Origin of the sequence: Psychrobacter communis (assembly GCF_014836505.1) — a bacterium.
Classification (GTDB): domain Bacteria; phylum Pseudomonadota; class Gammaproteobacteria; order Pseudomonadales; family Moraxellaceae; genus Psychrobacter; species Psychrobacter faecalis.
This window is the reverse complement of the sequence record NZ_JACSQR010000001.1, coordinates 216,483-235,120: the sequence shown is the minus strand read 5'-3', so window position 1 is coordinate 235,120 and position 18,638 is coordinate 216,483. Positions and strand designations below refer to the sequence as shown.

The window sequence follows — 18,638 nt, the reverse complement described above, 5'->3', positions numbered from 1 at the left end:
GTAGTCTATGAGTCAGTCAGCGCCGCAGTCCATGGCTAAAGGTAAAAAAGCCTGGCTCATTCCTGTACTGTGTTTGATCGCGGGTGGTGGATTGATCGGTATTTCTACCAATCTAGCCAAATTTGCCGGCGAGGTCGGTCTGACGCCGCTAGCATTTCTGTTTTGGTCTATTACGGGTGCGGCGTTTATTTTATTTAGTTATGCGTTGTTACGCCGCGAGCTGCCGCCGTTAAGTAAATCAACCCTGAGCTATTATTTGGTTGCGGCGTTGGTGAGTGTGGCAGGCTCCAATCTCATTTTCTTCTCCGCTATTCCGCATGTCGGCGCCAGTTTTGTCGCCTTGATTATTTCTCTGCCGCCGCTATTGACGTATCTCGCCGCTATCATTCTAAGAATAGAGCGCTTTAACAAGCTGCGCGCGCTTGGCGTGGTCGCGGCACTTGCCGGAGCAGGTGTGCTTGCCGCCCGTAAATTCGCTGCGCCCGATGCCAGTGTGTTTTGGATTGGGCTAGCGCTTTGCGGGCCGGTGTTATTGGCGATTGGTAATATTTATCGCACCTTATATTGGCCTGATAATCTCTCTCCGAGCGCGCTGGCACCGGGTATGCTGATAGCCGCATCCGTGCTACTTGGTTTGTTTAGCATTTTACCTAATTATTCTCTTGCCGTTCCGCTAGCTGAGATGTTGCCGTTAGGGTTGATTGCGGTGCAGGCGTTCATTTTCGCTGGTCAGTTTTTACTGTTATTTTTACTGCAAAAAACGGGCGGCCCAGTATTACTAAGCTTATTAGGTTCGGTTGGGGCGGCCGTCGGTGTGCCTGTCGCTATCTTTTTGCAGGGGGAGCGTCCGCCAGAAGGGTTGTTTTTGGGTGCATCATTGATAGCGCTTGGGGTCGTGTTGGTTACCTATGGTGGGGTGAAAATGGCGGCATCAAACCAGCAGACTCGATAAAGGGTGGGCTTGCGGCTAAAATGGATAAAAAGTAGATAAACCGTTAAGTTTTTTTAGGATTGAAAGGTTAGGTTTAAATGTCCACCGTCTTTGTCATACGATTGAGCATGGCTGCTAAGCGCGCGTTGTTATCAGCAATATATTTATCACCAAGCGTTATTATCTCAGTAGGTGATTGTACGGTTTTAGGGTAGTTAATTAGCCCTTTTTGAATGGCATTGTCGCCATTTGCTACCATCTTAACGATGCTTTCTTTGGTGACTTCAAAATGACACTGCCAAGCCATGACCCAAGTGGCAAGCGCTTTTTGCTGCGGCGTTTGATAAAGAAAGCCTTGATTAGGCCATGCTGCTGATGTCGCTAACGGAATCGCTCCTTGTGGATATTCAAACCCATCGCCATGCCAATGAAAGACCGTAAACGCCTGCTTTGGTAAGTCCTGTAGTAAAGGATGCGCCTGAGCGTCTTTAGTCAACTGAATGGGTAACCAGCCGATTTCTTTTACGCCTGCCGGCTTTACGCTCGCCCCCAAGCAGTGCGCAATAAGCTGCGCCCCTAAACATACTCCAATGACGGTTTTTCCGCTATCCATACTTTGTTTAATCAGACGTTTTTCTTCAATTAACCAAGGATGGTTGTCCTCATCGTGGACACTCATCGGCCCGCCCATCACAATTAACCAGTCAAAACTGCCAAGCGCTGGCAAGGTGTCTTTATTATAAGAACGCGTGTAGGTAATAGTGTGTTGATGATTAATTGCCCAATGCTTAATAAAGTTGAGGTCTTCGTAATCTGTGTGAAATAAAGCATGAATGCGTAAGGTCATCTGATGATCTCGATTAAGAAGTTATATTTTTATAATATTGACAGTCTATAAGCTATGAGCTGTCTTAGATAGTGGAAACTATTTAGAGTACTCTAATTCTCTTAAGTGTTTCATTATAAAGCGTAAAATTAGCTATTCTTATAATAACCTAATATTGTGATAGAAAAGGCTTGCAAAGTTTTAAAAACTTGCTAAAATGCATGTCCTAAATAGGCGTATAGCTCAGTTGGTTAGAGCGCTACCTTGACATGGTAGAGGTCGTTGGTTCGAATCCGATTACGCCTACCAGATTCGAAAGCCCCAATCTTTATGATTGGGGCTTTTTTTATGCCCGTTTTACAAGCGTTGTAGCAGGAAATATCTGCACCCAACATTTTATAAACACAGTTAGATAATCAGCTCCGCACGATTCAAAAAGACGACATTAGCTAATGCAATGGTTATGTTTTTTGTAGGAAAATTAGACGATAGACGCTAATTTTCATAAAAAAATGGTGATCATACTTAAAGTACAACCACCACAGCAGAGTGTTTCAAAAACAGAATCGCTAAAAACTAAACAGCAGACTTAAATTTTCTACGATAGATACTTCGCAACACTGGCATAAACACCATTAAAATAGCCAATAACCATAACACCATAGTGATAGGGCTGCCCCACAGAATACTTAGCTCACCTTGAGAAATAGATAGCGCGCGTCTTAAGTTAGATTCCATCAGCTCGCCCAAAACATAACCTAAAATAAGCGCTGATAATGGGAAGTTTAACTTACGTAAGAAATAACCGAACACCCCGAGTGCGACCATAAAGACCAGATCAAAAGTCGTACTATGAATCGAGTATACGCCAACAAAGCTGACCGCAGCAATTGCTGGTACTAAGATATAATTTGGCACGTTTAGCAATTTTGCAAATAAGCCAACCAATGGAATATTCATTACCAGCAAAATAACGTTACAGATAAATAAAGAGGCAATCAGACCCCAAACGATATCAGGCTGCTCGGTAAATAACTGCGGACCTGGTGTGATGTTATATAGAGTCAATGCGCCCATCATGACCGCTGTGGTACCTGAACCTGGCACACCTAAAGTCAGCATAGGCACAAACGAGCCACAAGCTGAGGCATTATTCGCTGCCTCTGGCGATGCAACACCGCGCAGATCACCGTCGCCAAACGTACCTTTATCACCAGCGATTTTGCGTTCACTGGCATAAGTCATGGCGCTTGCAATAGTAGCCCCTGCACCTGGCAAGATACCAACGACAAAGCCCATTAAACCACTACGTAACATCGCGCCCAAGGTAAACATAAACTCTTTAAGGTTTAATAAACTACGCTTACCTTGCTCAATGACCTTGTGTCCAGTAGTAGTTTTTTCGAGTAAGATTAAGATTTCACTGACACTGAAAAAACCAATTACAATGGTGGTAAATTGGATGCCATCAGATAGATTGACCGAATCAAAAGTAAAGCGGTAAATCCCTGTAACCGCATCGACACCAACCGTCGCCAAACCAAGACCGATTAGAGCGGCAATACCAGTTTTAACCGGTTGATCACCGACCAAACCGCTTAGACACGTAATAGCAAATACCATCAATACAAAATATTCGGCGGGCCCAAATGAGATGGCCCACTTGGCTAATAACGGGGCAAATAAAACCACACCGATCGTGGCAATCGTTGCACCAATGAAGGAACTAACGGCGGATAAAGACAGTGCAATACCAGCTTTGCCTTGTTTGGCTAATGGATAACCATCTAACGTCGTCATAATAGCGCCAGCATCACCTGGTACGTTGATAAGAATGGCGGAGATACGACCACCATATTCACAACCAAGATAGACGGCGGCAAGTAAGATGAGCGCACTTTCTGGTGGTAATCCTAAAGCAAAGGCGAAAGGCAGTAATATCGCCACACCGTTAATAGGACCAAGTCCAGGCAACATACCGACAATGGTACCCAAAAAAGCACCGATAAGTGCAATCAGTAAGTTCTCTGGGGTAGATGCAATAGCGAAACCATGCATCAAAAAATCAAAAGTATCCATACTGGCTATCCTATTATCCCTGATAACAATCCAAGTGGTAATTTGACATCCAAAAGTATGTCAAATAAGACGTATAAGCCAATACTGATTAACACTGAAAAGATAAAGCTTTTAAGCGGGTTGCCAGCAAATAGTAAACCTACGGCAAAGGACATCAGAATGGTGGCAACAATAAAGCCCAGTACCTCAAAAATCAAACCATAGACAAGTAACGCAAGCGCACAAAGTACTAAGTTTCTAATGATTGGTTTGGTAAGCCCTAATTCTATCGGCTTGGTAAAGCTTGCTGGACGAAAAGCAACAACTAGCGCGCCAAATGCCAGCAATGAAAAAATTAAAATCGGGTAAGGGCGAGGGCCGATGGGATCGTAGGCAATAGGGGCGACATAGCCAATGGCTAGGTATATCAAAAATAAGCTCACCAGTGCCATTAGCCCAGAAAACAGACGTTCCATAGTCATAATAGGACTCCTAGAATGTTAGGGCAAAAAGGCTGGCATCTCTATTTTCTGCCAGCCTTTTGAGAATACGATTAAACTTTAGTATTCAATCAATAACGTGATTGAACACCAAGCTCACTATTTGGCTTCAGCCTCAACAAGACCGTATTCAGCAGACAACTTACGAAGCTCGCCCGTACGCTTATAAACATACTCTTGTAGCTCTTCACCGGTCATAGAGAACGGCAATAATTCTTGCTGTTCACGTAGCTCAGCAAATTTTGGATCGGCAAGCATCTTATCAAAGGCATCCTTCCACCAGTTATAAGCACTTGGGCTCACATCTGGACCCATGTAGTAACCACGAACGACCGGCCACGTGACATCATAGCCTTGCTCTTTAGCAGTAGGAATATCGCTCATAGTGCCATCCAACCTTTCATCGGCAAATACGGCTAGGACGCGCAATTTGCCAGCAGTGGTTTGCGGCATAAGCTCGGCAATGCCAGCACTAACGGCGGTGATGTGATTACCCATGACCGCTGTGATTGCTTCACCGCCACCTTCCATCGCCACATACGTCATGTCGTTAGGATTGACGCCAACGGCTTTGGCCAATATGGCAGTTTGCATCCAATCTTGACCACCGACACTACCGCCCGCGCCGAAGCTGACTGATTTTGGATTTGTTTTTAGAACCTTAACCAAATCATCTAAAGTTTTGATGTCTGAATCCGCATTGACGGCGACAGCGCCATAATCTGTGCCGACACCGGCTAGCCATTTCACATCTTTTTCAGTGAATTTACCAAATTTACCTTGTGATAAATTAAGAATAGAGCCGGTTGAGAAGGCAATAATGGCATCACCATTATCACGATCATTGGCAACGATTTTGTTATAAGCAACCGCACCAACCCCGCCTGGCATATAAGTCACGCGCATAGGATCTTTTAAGATGCCAGTGTCTTTCAAACCCGCTTGAGCAAGCTTACAAGTCAAGTCAAAGCCGCCGCCTGGCTTGGCAGGTGCGATACATTCAGGACGTGAAGGAGCAGTCAGCTCACTTGAGCCATCTGTCGCGGCTGCATCTGTACTGGTCGTTTCATTAGCGTTGTTACAGGCAGTCAAAGATAGAATAGATAGGCCAAGAGCCAGATAGGAAAGTTTTTTCACACGACACTCCTTGTGTGTATATTTGTACTAAAGTTTCAATAGAATTCTGATCGGCGCAACCCGTTATTAATGTTTGAAGCTACGATCAGACTAACGAAGTTTCTGCATTTCATCAAAATATGTTTTTTTGTCACTGTATAAAAGTAACAGAATATTTTGTAAATGACAAGAAACATATGTATGTCTGTATGAATTTTATTATACTATAGAGACGCATAAGGGTATTGACTATTATTCTTATGCTTAGCTTTCAGTTATAAATAACAAACACTTTTATAGCTTTCTCTTATTTATAAGGCATTAAAAGATAAGTTGGATCACTAAGATTGCTATTATCCCAACACAGATGTCTAAGGGCACAGCTTTGAATAACAGAGCAGTAAAGAGCTTATTTTTTTCTATAACGACTTGAGAGGCGCCTAACATGAGACTACCACCTGATGAAAAAGGTGACAGTGATGAGCTTTGCGCGCCCACAACAATACAGGTAAAGAGTAATAAAGGGCTTATGCCAGAGGCAACGGCTAGGGGTAATACTATAGGGAACAAAGTAGGGGCGACGACGCCAAGTGTACTGGCAAATACGGACATGATTGCGCTGATAACGAAGACTAGCGTCGGTATCAACCAGATAGGGACGTTGGTACTGAGCCATTCGGTGAGCTCGTAAATGACCCCTACCTCTACACCGAGGCGAATCAACATACCGACACCGCAAATCATAATAAGCGTATTCCAAGGTATGAGTGCTATCACTGCTCTTTCGTCGCCTAACTTTAAAAATAGGCTGATTAAAGCAAAAATAACCGCGATAAAACCAATATCGATCCGAGCGTTCAAAAACTCAATCGCTGATACTTGCGGCATGAGTAGATTTAAAATAGGGACAATCAGCACAGTCGCCATCATGATAAAAATCAGCATAATAGATTGTTTTTGCTTACTATCAAAAGGCTCTGGCATTGTCGTTTCAATCGAGATTTTGCTATTTTTGGCATTGAACACGCTATAGCCACCCAAGAGAATTACAGGTATGACAAAAGTAGCAGCGAAAACCCCTAAAATATAAGTAAAGCTATTATCATTGGCAACGCCTGCGCCGCGCATCAGCTCTCTAAAGATAACGCCGCTTTGTGAGGTAATAAAGTTAGCACCGGCGAGCGCGCCATAATTGACAGATAAGGTGGCAATAACGATGTTTAAATTGGTACGTTTAGACAAAAGCAGAATCATCGGTGCCATTGTCGCCAAAACGGTGTAATAGCCTGCGCCTAAGCCTGCGACAACTGTAGCAACAAAAAAGATAATCAATGGCAAAAATGCTGGAAAATGACGACACCTATAGATTAAATGATTCGATAATTTCTCTAACGCACCGTTTGCGAGAGGGAAGTTATAAAAAAGCGTCACAGCAAAAATAACAAAGAAGATTTTTAGCGGCCATAGCTCAATAATCTCATAAGCCTTTAGACCCATACCGAAACAACCAATCAGATACGAAAACGCAATAGCAAACAAGCCGATATTGATTTTGGTGGTATAGCCTAAAATAATGCATATTACGATGGCTGCGAGAATATAAAGTGTCACAACTGCCCCTTGATTTTAACGGTATGAATTCTATAAAAAGCCATAGCAGCTTTTATAGAGTAAAAAGCAGTACGCTAATATCGAAAAATAACTTTATAAACGATAAGTCAAATAAGCCTTAGCAGCGCCTCTAATTAAGTAGAATGATAGCAAAAAAACTCATATGAATTAGATAAGGTTGATAATAACAAGCGGATCAAAAATACCTATTAAAACGATTAGAATAGTCTTACTTTTACGGCAATAATGTCGCTTAAAAAAATCGAGTTATTAAAAATTTTCCATGACGGTGAAACAATGATAGACAATTTCAAAAACTTTAAAATGCCACGATATGAGCAGGTAAGATGGCACATACAAACCTTACTGACAGAGAGCAAGTGGGATGAAAACACACCTTTACCTAGCGAGCAAGAGTTTGCTGATAAATATCAGGTATCGGTAGGCACCGTGCGTAAAGCGGTTGAAAAACTGGTGGAGGAAGGGGTTTTAATAAAACAGCAGGGCAGAGGGACGTTTTTAAAGCGTCCAGATTTTAATAGCTCATTATTAAGATTTTTTAAATTTCGTGATAAAGAATCTGGTTATGTCACGCCAACAGGAATAATTAAAAAAATCTCAGTGATAGACGCGATTGATGATATTAACCAAAAATTAGATATAGATGAACATGAAGCGCTCATTTATATAGAGCGGGTTCGTATCGTCGAAGACAAAGTCTTACTGAGTGAAAAGATATGGCTTCCTAAAAGCTGTTACGAAGCCTTTGCCAACTTGGCGCCTGAAGATTTTGAGAATCTTCTTTATCCTTTTTATTATACAAAGTGTGGACAGTTTGTGTCGTCTGCCGTCGAGACGCTATTTTTTATAACCAATCATATAGACCCTTATTTAGGCAATAATAAACAAGAAAGTTTGGTTAAAGTATGCCGTATTGCCAAAAATTTAGAGGGTGACCCTATCGAGTATAGAGAGTCATATGGACTGGCAGGGAAATTTAGTTATGAAATCAATATCATTTAATCATTATGATAGACCGTCAATAAAACCAAATAACTTATTAAAACAGCACATTGACGTTTCTTATTATCATTATCAGCCCACTAATAACCATGAGTATGAGTAGCATTATTCTGAACTGACTAATCGTCATTCCCGCTAAAAAATGCTTACCAATGATATTGCCGACGACCGCACCTAACCCTAGTACCAGTCCATATAGCCAAAGTCTGGCAGGGAATACGCCAAAGAAAGCGTAGCTGCCGATTTGCATGATACCCACAAAAAAGGAGTTGGCAGTTTTAGTAGCAATCAGGTTTTCTTTTTCTAGCCCAGCATTCATATAAAAAGGGTTGAGTATAGGGCCGAGACCACCGACCAAAGTACTCATAAAAGCAATGACAAAACCCAAAGGTATAAAGCCGAGTTTTGGCATATCAAAGGTTTTATCGACTTTACCGAACCTATATTGGAAAATGGTCGATACCAAAAATACGCCAACCAATAACTGAATCCACCCTGCATCCAAGCGACTAAATACCAAGGCGGCAAGCCATGCCCCTACAATGGCACTAGGAACATAGTATCTGGTCAAGGACCAATCAATGTCATGCCAAAATAGATAGAGCCGTGAGGCATTGCTAATAAGCGTGGCCAAATTGATCACGGGAGGCGTAACGGCTGTTCCTATCATTGAAGAGGTGACAGGTATCAATAGCATGGCCCCGCCGCCGCCAGACACCGTAGAGATGATAAAAGCGACCATGCCAGCGACAAATAAGCCTGCCAAGTGCCAATTCGGGATGGTGTGCAATAGCTCTAAAACACTGGTCACTATAAAATCCTATTCCATCAAATTCTAAAGTATCTTAAATGACTGATAGTATGAGTAGTCGAGGTGTTTAATCTAGTAATCTACTTTATTAAGGCCTCTAAAATGCAAATCGCGGCAATAGCCTGTAAAACTAATAATAGCTCAGTTCAAAATAACGGGTATTTAATGCTGTTTGAAAGAGACTTACATTATCTTTATCTTTGATAAAGTATGGTGGCACCAACGCTTGCTCATTGTTGTTCCGCTAGACCTGCTAGCCATTAAGCTTTGTTTGAGAGACGAACAAAGCTTAATGGCTAGGCAACATAGAAATGTTACTATAACTCTTAAAACTAATAACGATGACAGTTATTTAATGCTGATTGTTTGCTAGCAGTCGTTTTTAGTATCCATTCATTTAAAACTAAAATAAACAGGAGCAAAACATGGGCTTATTGGTCGATGGTCAATGGCAGGATAAGTGGTATGACACCGAGGCGAGCGGTGGACGCTTTGTACGCGAAGATGCTGGTTTTAGAAACTGGGTAACAGCGGACGGTAGCGCAGGGCCAACCGGCGTGGGTGGCTTTAAAGCCGAAGCCAATCGCTATCATTTATATGTGTCGCTTGCTTGCCCGTGGGCGCACCGCACCACGATTTATCGCAAGCTCAAAGGCTTGGAAGATATGATTTCGCTGTCTGTCGTGCATCCCTTTATGGGCGATAAAGGTTGGACGTTTGCAGAAGGTGCTGGCGTGATTGCTGACCCTATTGTCAATGCCAGCTATTTATATGAAGTATATGTCGCTGCCAAGCCTGATTATACCGGACGCGTCACAGTGCCAATATTATGGGACAAAAAAACCAATACCATCGTCAGTAATGAATCGTCTGAGATTATTCGGATGTTAAATTCTGCTTTTGATGAAGCAGGGGCGACGGACGTTAATTTTTTACCAAAAGCGTTGCTCGCAGAAATCGATACGATTAATGAATTCGTGTATTCAGCGGTGAATAACGGCGTGTATAAAGCAGGGTTTGCCACAACCGAAGCTGCGTACAAAGAAGCGGTAGTAATGTTATTTGATGCGCTTGATACGTTAGATGTGCGCTTAGCTAACCAACGTTACTTGCTTGGTGATACGATTACTGAAGCCGATTGGCGCTTATTTACCACGCTAGTACGGTTTGATGCGGTATATGTTGGGCATTTTAAATGTAATATCCGCCGTATTGTTGATTATCCCAACCTTTGGGGCTATCTGCGTGACTTATATCAGGTGCCCGGTATCGCCGAGACGGTGAATATCGAGCATATCAAGGCGCATTATTACACCAGTCACGCCAATATCAATCCCACGCGTATTATTCCTGTCGGTCCACTGCTTGACTTTAACGAACCTCATGACCGTACGCGTTTCTAGCTTTTATTGAGCTTTTTAAATTAAGCTAAGAAAAAACCGCGCCAGCTTCTATAGAAGCTGGCGCGGTTCTTTGTATAAAACGATTTAATTTATATTAAGCGTTATTCAACTGACGAGCCGCTTCTAGGGCAAAATAAGTCAAAATCCCATCAGCGCCCGCACGGCGGAAACCAATCAAGGATTCCAAAATCACCGCATCGGTTAGCCAGCCGTTTTGAATAGCGGCCATATGCATGGCGTATTCACCAGACACTTGATACGCAAAGGTTGGTACGCCAAAGGTGTTTTTAACTTCACGAATCAGGTCTAAATACGGCTGACCCGGTTTAATCATCACCATATCAGCACCCTCATTGATATCCATGGCAACTTCGTGCAGCGCTTCGGCGCGGTTGCCAAAGTCCATCTGATACTGTTTTTTATGCCCACCTTTTAAGTTGCCGGCGCTACCAACGGCATCACGGAACGGACCGTAGTAAGCAGAAGCATATTTGGCAGAATAGGCCATGATAGCGGTGTTGACAAAGCCTTCAGCTTCAAAGGCATCACGCATAGCTTTGATACGGCCATCCATCATATCACTTGGCGAGATGATATCAGCGCCTGCGCGAGCGTGGACGAGTGCTTGCTTGACCAAGACTTCGACGGTTTCATCATTGACCACATAGCCGCTGTCATCGAGCAGACCGTCTTGACCGTGAGAGGTATAAGGGTCTAGCGCCACATCAGTCATTACCACCATTTCTGGCACGGCATCTTTGACCGCTTTGACGGCGCGCGCGCTTAAGCCATTTTCATCATAAGCCGATTTACCATCAGGCGTTTTTAATGAATTATCAATGACAGGGAAGATGTCGATAGTGGTAACACCCTCTGCTAATAATTCTTTGGCATAATTAATCAACAGATCAATCGATAGGCGCTCAACGCCGGGCATGCTAGCGATTGCTTCACGCTTGTTTTCACCTTCTAATACAAAAACAGGGGCGATAAAATGCTTGGGATGCAGCTCAACTTCACGAATCATCGAACGCACGTTATCGTTATAACGCAAGCGACGTAGACGAGTTTCAGGGAATTGACGGTTAAAAGTATAAGTCATGATTTTTCCTTATTTGTTGTTAAGTATGGTTATCTATCAGCTTTATGGAAACAGCTGTTTTAAGACTGGTTTTTATAAGATTGGTATGGTTAAGAGAGTAAAAAGGTCGTTAGTATAATTTGCACGATAACTGGCACTACTATAACCAATAGTGACTATCGAAAGCAAAAAGCCCTACCAAGTCGGTAGGGCTGATTATAGTTATCGACTATCAAGGTGAGGAGAATTTTCCCGCAACCTTTAGAGCTACTTAACGCTCATTAATCTGTGTGACCGGTACTGGTTCAACCTTGGCCTCTTTCGTAATAGTCTGTTCAGTGACCACGCCGACGGCAGCGTCTGTTTTGCCATCATTATTGACATCGACAACAGCCGTTGGGTTAAAAGTTGCTTTCTCTATTGGCTGTGCCTGCTTAATCGCTTGCGCTTCTTGTGCAGAAGCCACGCGAGCTGAGCTGGCAGCTTCGATAGCATCGACCGCTTTGGCTTTATTGCTATTTGCCGGTAGATTGACCAATTGCACTAAGTTTTTATGCGGTACAGGAATGACCGTTGGCACATCAAGATTAGCACCGCCACCTAGCACTTGATAAAGCTCGATTTGGCTGATGATTTTTTGTAGCTCTAAGTCCAAGATACCTTGTTGCGTTGAGAATAGCGAACGCTGCGCATCGAGTACGTCTAGGTAGTTGGCAATACCCGCTTTAAAGCGCGCATCGGCAATCTGATACGTTTGTTCAAAGTTATCTTGCAGACGGTACTGCGCCGCCAACTGGTCGCCCAATGTCGCGCGTGTCGCTAGGACGTCTGATACTTCACGGAACGCGGTTTGAATAGAGCGCTCGTAGTTTGCTAGCGTCTGTTCGCGCTCAATTTTCGCCACATCATAATTGGCATCTAAGCGTCCCGCATCAAAAATAGGCACGCTAATGCTTGGACCAAATGACCAGCCAACCGAACCACTTTTGAATAAGTCATCCAAACTGCCACTACTCACACCCACGCTACTGGCTAAGCTGATAGATGGGAAGTAAGAGGCGCGAGCCACTTCGATATTGGCACCAGCCGCTTTTAGATTGTACTCTGCTTCCAATACATCAGGGCGATAGCGCAGCAATTCACTTGGTAAGCCGGCGCTAAATATCTGCTGGCTTGTGATATTGCTGACCGCAGGCGCTGGAATAAGATTGGTTGGAATGGGTCCACCGACCAAAAACTGCAGCGCATTACGCGATCTTAAAATACTGCTTTGTGCCTGTAAAACGGCAAGTCTGGCATTCTCTAGTGACGCACTGGCTTGCAAAGACGGCAGTTTGGGATCTATACCCGCTTCAAAGCGTTTATCAGCGATAAATAGAGACTTCTCACGGCTTTCGACCGTCGCTTCAGCCAGTTTTAACTGCGCAAGGCTATAGCTCAAATTGGCATAGCTTTGAGCGATATTACTAATCAAGCTGATTTGGGTGGTGTCTTTCGCTGCGGTAGTCGCTAAAAAGTTCTGTAACGCCTGCTCTTTTAAGCTGGCGATTTTACCCCAAAAGTCTAACTCATAGTTGGCAAGGCCAAGATTGACGCTATAATTATCACCAGTGTTTGAACCTGTTGGTCCTGAGGTACGTCTACGAGAATACCCTGCCTCACCATTAATACTTGGCAAGTCATTGAGATCAGTAATTTGATATTGCGCGCGTGCTTTCTCAATAGCCAAACGCGCACTTTCAAAGTCCTTGTTATTCTCTAAACCTAACGCAATCAGACCTTTTAAGCGCTCATCGCTGTAAAACTCCTGCCAGCGCTGCCCAGCGATACTGGCCTGATTGGCGCTGCTGACCGTTTCTTTGTCGAACGCGCCATAGGTTTGCTCGATAGGCACGTTTGGTTCAGCAAGCACAGGGCGCATATCCGCTTTTGGAATGGTGTTACAAGCAGCCATGCTCAGTACTAAGGCTGTGAGGCCAATGAGCCGACCGCTATTTTTACGCAGTACTGCTAGCGCTGGTTGGGCAGTGGTAGCTATAGAGACTACCGCTGCTGAGTTTAAAGTAAAGTTTTTTTGAGCACTCATTGTATATTATCTCCAAAGCTTGCAGGCTGATAACTATCAGAAGGCATTGGGTCAGAAGGCGTTGGATTTTGCGGGCCAGGTGTGCCGTCGTTGCCATCATCTTTATTGTTGGGTTTATTATTCTCATATTTGTAAGGGAATAAACTACGTACCCAAATAAAGAACATTGGAATAAAGAAGATACCTAATAACGTCGCGGTGACAACACCACCTACCACGCTGGTACCAATGGCGTTTTGACTGCCTGAGCCCGGACCTGTGGCGATGAATAATGGCACAACACCAAGTCCAAACGCAAGTGAGGTCATGATAATTGGACGCAGACGTTGACGCGCCGCTGTCATGACGGCCTCTCTGAGACTGTAGCCTTCTTCTTGGTGTTCTTTGGCAAACTCGATAATCAAAATCGCGTTTTTAGCAGACAGACCAACGACGGTGAGTAGACCCACTTGCAAGTAGATGTCGTTAGCAAAACCGCGTAACCACGTAAATATCACCGCACCCAATACCCCAAGTGGAATCACCAGTAGGACAGAGAAGGGGATAGACCAGCTCTCATATAGTGCCGCCAAGCACAAGAATACGACGAGGATTGAAAGCGCATAAAGCATCGGCGCTTGGGCACCTGACTTTTGCTCTTCAAGTGACATACCTGTCCACTCGTAGCCAATACCTTCAGGTAGCTTTTGCATCATCGCTTCCATTGAGCTCATCGCTTCACCCGTACTAAGACCAGGGGCGGCGCTACCTTGGATATTCATTGACGGTAAGCTGTTATAACGGGTCAGACGCGGTGAGCCTGATTGCCATTCACTGCTTGAGAACGCATCAAATGAAATCATGTCGCCCGTATCATTACGTACATACCACTTACCGATGTCATCAGGATTGGTACGGCTACTGGCTTCACCTTGAACATAGACACGCTTGATACGACCACGATCGACGAAGTCGTTGATATAGCTTGAGCCCCAAGCTGTAGAAATAACACTATTGATGCTACCAAGCGATAGGCCATAAGCGGCGGCTTGCTCTTGGTTGATATTGACTTTGAGCTGCGGCGCATCTTCTTGTCCGTTTGGACGCACGCCTGTTACTTGATCGTTTTGCGCGGCCATACCAAGCAGCATATTGCGTGCCTCGAGCAGGCCTTCGTGGCCGAGGTTGCCGGTATCCTGAATCATCAAGTCAAAACCACTGGCGTTACCCAGCTCAGTAATCGCTGGTGGAACGATGGCAAAGACTTGTGCTTCGTTTAGCTGGGTAAAGAAATATCCCATCGCTCGACCAGCGACCGCTTGAGCAGTATTTTCATCGCCGCTTCGCTCCGCCCAGTCTGTCAAACGTACGAAAGCCAGACCCATGTTTTGACCTTGTCCAGCAAAACTAAAGCCTGCAATGGTAAAGACAGAGGCGATATTGTCGCCTTCTTGGGTGTCGTAATAGTTACTGACTTTATCGAGCACGTCTTGTGTTTCATCTAGCGTGGAGCCAGCAGGAAGCTGAACTAAGGTAAACATAATACCTTGGTCTTCTTCTGGCAAAAACGAACCTGGAATACGCAAGAACACCACTGCCATGATACCGATGATGGCGGCATAACCGATCAGGTACAACCACTTAAAGCGGAAGCTTTTGCCAACCGAGTTTTCATATTTACGGCTGACTTTATAAAAAGAGCGGTTAAACCAGCCAAAGAACCCTTTTTGATTGTCAGTCGTACCCTTTTCATGACTTTTACTACGTTTAAGTAAGGTCACACATAGAGCAGGGGTAAAGATAAGGGCGACCAGTGCCGACAGTACCATGGCGGTAATCAAGGTGATTGAGAACTGACGATAAATAACACCTGTCGAGCCGCCAAAGAAGGCCATCGGTACAAATACGGCAGACAAAATCAGCGCAATACCAATAACGATCTTACTGATCTCACCCATCGATTGTATCGTCGCGTCTTTAATGGAAATATGAGGGTCTTCTTCCAAGATACGCTCAACGTTTTCGACGACAACGATGGCGTCATCGACCAGTAGACCGATGGACAATACCAAGGCAAACATGGTTAATACGTTGATACTAAAGCCAGCAATATATAAGACGGCAAAAGTACCTAGTAATACCACGGGTACAGCAAGCGTTGGAATAATGGTCGCGCGCCAGTTCTGTAAGAAAATGAACATGACGATAAATACCAGCACGATCGCTTCGATCAGTGTATGAACCACTTGCTCAATAGACAAACGTACGAATGGCGTGGTGTCATAAGGCACAACAGAGATAAGGCCTGCTGGGAAGTTGGCTTCTAGCTCAGCCATACGTGCGCCGACGGCTTCACGAGTTTCAAGCGCGTTTGCGCCTGCAGCCAATGAGATACCTAGACCTGCCGCTTCTTGACCGTTATACAAGGAGATGACGCTATAGTTTTCACTACCGATTTCGACATCAGCGACATCGCCGAGTCGTACTTGCGCGCCCGAGGTGTCTGTTTTTAGCAAGATATCTTTAAACTCTTCAGGAGTTTGTAGATAGCTCTGTACGGTAACCGTGGCGTTGATGACTTGTCGATCGGTGTCAGCAGGTGCTTGCCCTAACTGACCGGCTGAGACTTGCGCATTTTGTGAGCGTACCGCATTGACCACATCAGAGGGCACCATGTTGTAGCTACGCAAGCGCGCAGGGTCCAGCCATATACGCATGGCATACGCTGAACCGAACACCTGTACTTCACCTACCCCTTCGACACGGCTTAGCTGATCGACGACGTTTGAGTTGATATAGTCGGCGATATCCGCACGATCCATACTACCGTCTTCGGAGATAAAACCCTGTACCATCAAAAAGCTACTGGAGGATTTATTGACGTTGACGCCTTGACGCTGTACGGACTCAGGGAGTGAGCTCATCGCGGCTTGCAGTTTGTTCTGTACCTGTACCTGTGCGGTATCAGGATCGGTACCGTTTTCAAAGGTAAGCGTTACAGATGCGCCACCATTTGACGAGCTCGATGATGACATATACATCAAGCCATCAAGCCCTTTCATACGTTGTTCGATAATCTGAACCACTGAATCTTCAACGGTCTGCGCGTTCGCACCAGGATAGCTTGCGCTCACCGAAATGGTTGGCGGTGCAATGCGTGGATACTGTTCGATCGGTAGGTTGATAACCGATATTACCCCGATGAGCATGACCAAAATAGCCATCACCCAAGCAAAAATAGGGCGATCAATAAAAAAACGTGACATAGTATATTCCTAGTCTTCCTATCTTTGAATGGAATTAGTTAGCGGTAGATTCTGCTGGTTTTTTAGCAGAGGTATCTTTACTAGCTGGCTTATCCATCGCTTTTGCAGCTTGCTGCGGCGTTTGAGCAGTTGGCGTGCCCGGCTTAGCAGGGGCAGCATTTGGATTTTCTAAAGGTTTGGCAACGACTTCTTGCTCAGGTTTGACTTTTGAGCCACCAATCACCACCACTTTATCCCCTGCTTTTAAGCCATCAGTGACGACCCACTGATCTTTGTAGGTACCATTAATAGTGACAGGACGTACTTGGATTTTGTTATTTTCATCAACGATATAAACTTGCGTTTCGCTTTTCGGTGTCCGCATTACCGCACTTTGCGGTACCAATGCAGCATTGCTGATGACGCTTTGAGTCAAGCGCGCACTGACATACATACCCGGCAACAAGATATTATTCTTATTAGGGAAGACTGCACGTAAGGTCACAGCACCTGTTGATTCATCAACTTTTGCTTCTGATAACGCCAGCTCGCCACGTACCGGATACGTTGAGCCGTCCTCTAATACCAACTCAACCGAATTCATACCCGCCTGTGCTTTACCAGCAGAAATTTGCTGGCGTAGTTTAAGCAGCTCAGAGGATGACTGGCTGATATCGACATAGATAGGATCTAAGCGCGAGATAGTCACTAAAGGATCTGGTTGTCCGGCGCTAACCAAGGTACCAGCAGTAACGCTAGAGCGGTCAGTACGACCTGCGAGCGGTGCCCGTACGATAGTACGATTAAGGTCTAGTGTACTGGCTTGTAAGTTTGCTTTTGCTGTTTGGATACCAGCTTTAGCACTTTCAATACCTGCTTCTGTTTGCCCAATCGCCGCACGCGCGCTTTCGACTGCTGCTTGTGCGGTGCGAACTTGGGTAACTGCTTGGTCGTATTGCTGCTTTGAGATGGCATCAATTTCGATCAAGCCTTGCAAGCGATTTAAGTCATTTTGCGCTTGTGATAATGACGCTTGGCGACTGACCAGCTCAGCTTTGGCATTGGCGTTGTTTGCTAACGCCGTCTGATAATTGGCTTCAGCTTGTTGAATGGCCGCCTGCCCACTGGTGATAGACGTCGCGTAGTTATCGGTATTGATACGGTATAAAGGTTGGTCTTTTTTAACGTTGCTGCCTTCGCGGAACAACACCTCGTCAATAATTCCGTTTACTTGTGGGCGAACGTCGGCGGTTTGGTAAGCGGCGGTACGTCCAGCAAAGGTTTGTACTTGCGGTACGGTATCTAGAGTGACAGTCTGAACGTTAACGACGGCAGGTGGCATCTGCTGCTGCGCCGCTGCCCCAGCTGCGTCCTCATTTTTATCACAGCCGACCAATACAGCGCCAGATAGTACAGATGCTATTACAAGCGCAAGAGTAGAGTGCTTCATCAATGTCCTCGGCAATATAAATATCATATAATAATTACAGTTTAAAAAGTTTATGGATAAATCTTAACGAAGTAAATATGAAACGTAATATGTCTTTACCGCTGTTAGAGTTCATTACTAAATAGATAATATCATAACTAAACACACAACAATCGGCTAAGCAGATTTAAAGTAATGCATGATTATAAACTATAGGGTATACCCCACAGTCAAGATGCAAAAAAACCTTCATCTACCTTGTGATAAGCTCATTTCTCAATAAAGATTTAACAACCATTGATAATACAAGCGTAACCATCTAAATACTTCGTAAGATTGGTAATGAATACCGTGCCAAAATATTGTTAAATTTTGTTTTTTTAAATACGATTTAAGGATAGTAGCAAGAAAACCATATAAAAATACAGTAGAAAATGGCATGTACAGAAAAACGGTGTTTTAGCAATACTTAAGTGTGAACGCTAAAATTTTAGGGAAGAGTAAGAACAATAGAACGAAGAAAGCGATGGGTAATGAAA

General features: G+C 44.4%; 13 protein-coding genes and 1 tRNA gene. 4 read left to right on the top strand and 10 right to left on the bottom strand.

The annotated features are described in order from the left end of the window. The first annotated feature begins 7 nt into the window (after nucleotides 1–7). Nucleotides 8–952: a DMT family transporter gene (locus H9653_RS00925; protein ID WP_191689767.1), complete on the top strand. Its 945-nt coding sequence runs from the start codon at nucleotides 8–10 to the stop codon at nucleotides 950–952. A 73-nt stretch (nucleotides 953–1,025) separates the two neighbouring features. Here H9653_RS00925 and H9653_RS00920 read toward each other — a convergent pair whose 3' ends face one another. After that, the gene (locus H9653_RS00920; RefSeq protein ID WP_191689765.1) at nucleotides 1,026–1,778 is read right to left on the bottom strand and encodes a type 1 glutamine amidotransferase; all 753 of its coding nucleotides are present in this window, start codon (nucleotides 1,776–1,778) and stop codon (nucleotides 1,026–1,028) included. A 211-nt stretch (nucleotides 1,779–1,989) separates the two neighbouring features. Here H9653_RS00920 and H9653_RS00915 point away from each other — a divergent pair. Beyond that, a tRNA-Val gene (locus H9653_RS00915) sits at nucleotides 1,990–2,066 on the top strand. Between the two features lie 267 nt (nucleotides 2,067–2,333). On the opposite strand, the gene H9653_RS00910 is transcribed toward H9653_RS00915, so the two are convergent. From H9653_RS00910 to H9653_RS00895, 4 genes are all read right to left on the bottom strand, one after another. Further along, a complete protein-coding gene (locus H9653_RS00910; RefSeq protein ID WP_191689763.1) occupies nucleotides 2,334–3,836 on the bottom strand; it encodes a tripartite tricarboxylate transporter permease in 1,503 nt (500 codons plus the stop codon). Between the two features lie 5 nt (nucleotides 3,837–3,841). Continuing rightward, the gene (locus tag H9653_RS00905; protein ID WP_068406033.1) at nucleotides 3,842–4,297 is read right to left on the bottom strand and encodes a tripartite tricarboxylate transporter TctB family protein; all 456 of its coding nucleotides are present in this window, start codon (nucleotides 4,295–4,297) and stop codon (nucleotides 3,842–3,844) included. 117 nt (nucleotides 4,298–4,414) lie between these two features. Beyond that, the gene (locus H9653_RS00900) at nucleotides 4,415–5,452 is read right to left on the bottom strand and encodes a Bug family tripartite tricarboxylate transporter substrate binding protein (RefSeq protein ID WP_191689761.1); all 1,038 of its coding nucleotides are present in this window, start codon (nucleotides 5,450–5,452) and stop codon (nucleotides 4,415–4,417) included. Nucleotides 5,453–5,752: 300 nt separating this feature from the next. Beyond that, nucleotides 5,753–7,042, bottom strand: a complete 1,290-nt coding sequence (locus H9653_RS00895) for an SLC13 family permease (protein ID WP_191689759.1) — start codon at nucleotides 7,040–7,042, stop codon at nucleotides 5,753–5,755. Nucleotides 7,043–7,339: 297 nt separating this feature from the next. Here H9653_RS00895 and H9653_RS00890 point away from each other — a divergent pair, with 297 nt between their 5' ends. After that, nucleotides 7,340–8,065, top strand: a complete 726-nt coding sequence (locus H9653_RS00890) for a GntR family transcriptional regulator (protein WP_191689757.1) — start codon at nucleotides 7,340–7,342, stop codon at nucleotides 8,063–8,065. A 37-nt stretch (nucleotides 8,066–8,102) separates the two neighbouring features. Here the strand turns inward: H9653_RS00890 and H9653_RS00885 are convergent, their stop codons facing one another. After that, complete coding sequence (locus tag H9653_RS00885; RefSeq protein WP_191689755.1) at nucleotides 8,103–8,876, bottom strand: sulfite exporter TauE/SafE family protein; 774 nt, start codon at nucleotides 8,874–8,876, stop codon at nucleotides 8,103–8,105. A gap of 425 nt (nucleotides 8,877–9,301) precedes the next feature. Between H9653_RS00885 and H9653_RS00880 the strand changes: the two genes are divergently transcribed. Beyond that, nucleotides 9,302–10,279 (top strand): glutathione S-transferase family protein, encoded by a 978-nt coding sequence (locus H9653_RS00880; protein WP_191689753.1) that lies wholly within the window; start codon nucleotides 9,302–9,304, stop codon nucleotides 10,277–10,279. A gap of 94 nt (nucleotides 10,280–10,373) precedes the next feature. Here H9653_RS00880 and hemB read toward each other — a convergent pair whose 3' ends face one another. From hemB to H9653_RS00860, 4 genes are all read right to left on the bottom strand, one after another. After that, nucleotides 10,374–11,381 (bottom strand): porphobilinogen synthase, encoded by a 1,008-nt coding sequence (gene hemB / locus H9653_RS00875; protein ID WP_068406053.1) that lies wholly within the window; start codon nucleotides 11,379–11,381, stop codon nucleotides 10,374–10,376. A 250-nt stretch (nucleotides 11,382–11,631) separates the two neighbouring features. After that, nucleotides 11,632–13,446, bottom strand: a complete 1,815-nt coding sequence (locus H9653_RS00870) for an efflux transporter outer membrane subunit (protein ID WP_191689751.1) — start codon at nucleotides 13,444–13,446, stop codon at nucleotides 11,632–11,634. Beyond that, entirely contained in the window at nucleotides 13,443–16,691 is a 3,249-nt protein-coding gene (locus H9653_RS00865) for an efflux RND transporter permease subunit (RefSeq protein ID WP_191689749.1), read from the bottom strand. Before H9653_RS00865 ends, H9653_RS00870 begins: the two co-directional genes overlap by 4 nt. Before the next feature lie 34 nt (nucleotides 16,692–16,725). After that, the gene (locus H9653_RS00860; protein ID WP_191689747.1) at nucleotides 16,726–18,120 is read right to left on the bottom strand and encodes an efflux RND transporter periplasmic adaptor subunit; all 1,395 of its coding nucleotides are present in this window, start codon (nucleotides 18,118–18,120) and stop codon (nucleotides 16,726–16,728) included. Between the last annotated feature and the right edge of the window lie 518 nt (nucleotides 18,121–18,638).

What these genes read in the sequence shown, in the direction of transcription:
- H9653_RS00925 (WP_191689767.1), top strand. Translation starts at nt 8, where the DNA reads ATGAGTCAGTCAGCGCCGCAGTCCATGGCTAAAGGTAAAAAAGCCTGG.
- H9653_RS00920 (WP_191689765.1), bottom strand. Translation starts at nt 1,778, where the DNA reads ATGACCTTACGCATTCATGCTTTATTTCACACAGATTACGAAGACCTC.
- H9653_RS00910 (WP_191689763.1), bottom strand. Translation starts at nt 3,836, where the DNA reads ATGGATACTTTTGATTTTTTGATGCATGGTTTCGCTATTGCATCTACC.
- H9653_RS00905 (WP_068406033.1), bottom strand. Translation starts at nt 4,297, where the DNA reads ATGACTATGGAACGTCTGTTTTCTGGGCTAATGGCACTGGTGAGCTTA.
- H9653_RS00890 (WP_191689757.1), top strand. Translation starts at nt 7,340, where the DNA reads ATGATAGACAATTTCAAAAACTTTAAAATGCCACGATATGAGCAGGTA.
- H9653_RS00880 (WP_191689753.1), top strand. Translation starts at nt 9,302, where the DNA reads ATGGGCTTATTGGTCGATGGTCAATGGCAGGATAAGTGGTATGACACC.
- hemB (WP_068406053.1), bottom strand. Translation starts at nt 11,381, where the DNA reads ATGACTTATACTTTTAACCGTCAATTCCCTGAAACTCGTCTACGTCGC.
- H9653_RS00870 (WP_191689751.1), bottom strand. Translation starts at nt 13,446, where the DNA reads ATGAGTGCTCAAAAAAACTTTACTTTAAACTCAGCAGCGGTAGTCTCT.
- H9653_RS00865 (WP_191689749.1), bottom strand. Translation starts at nt 16,691, where the DNA reads ATGTCACGTTTTTTTATTGATCGCCCTATTTTTGCTTGGGTGATGGCT.
- H9653_RS00860 (WP_191689747.1), bottom strand. Translation starts at nt 18,120, where the DNA reads ATGAAGCACTCTACTCTTGCGCTTGTAATAGCATCTGTACTATCTGGC.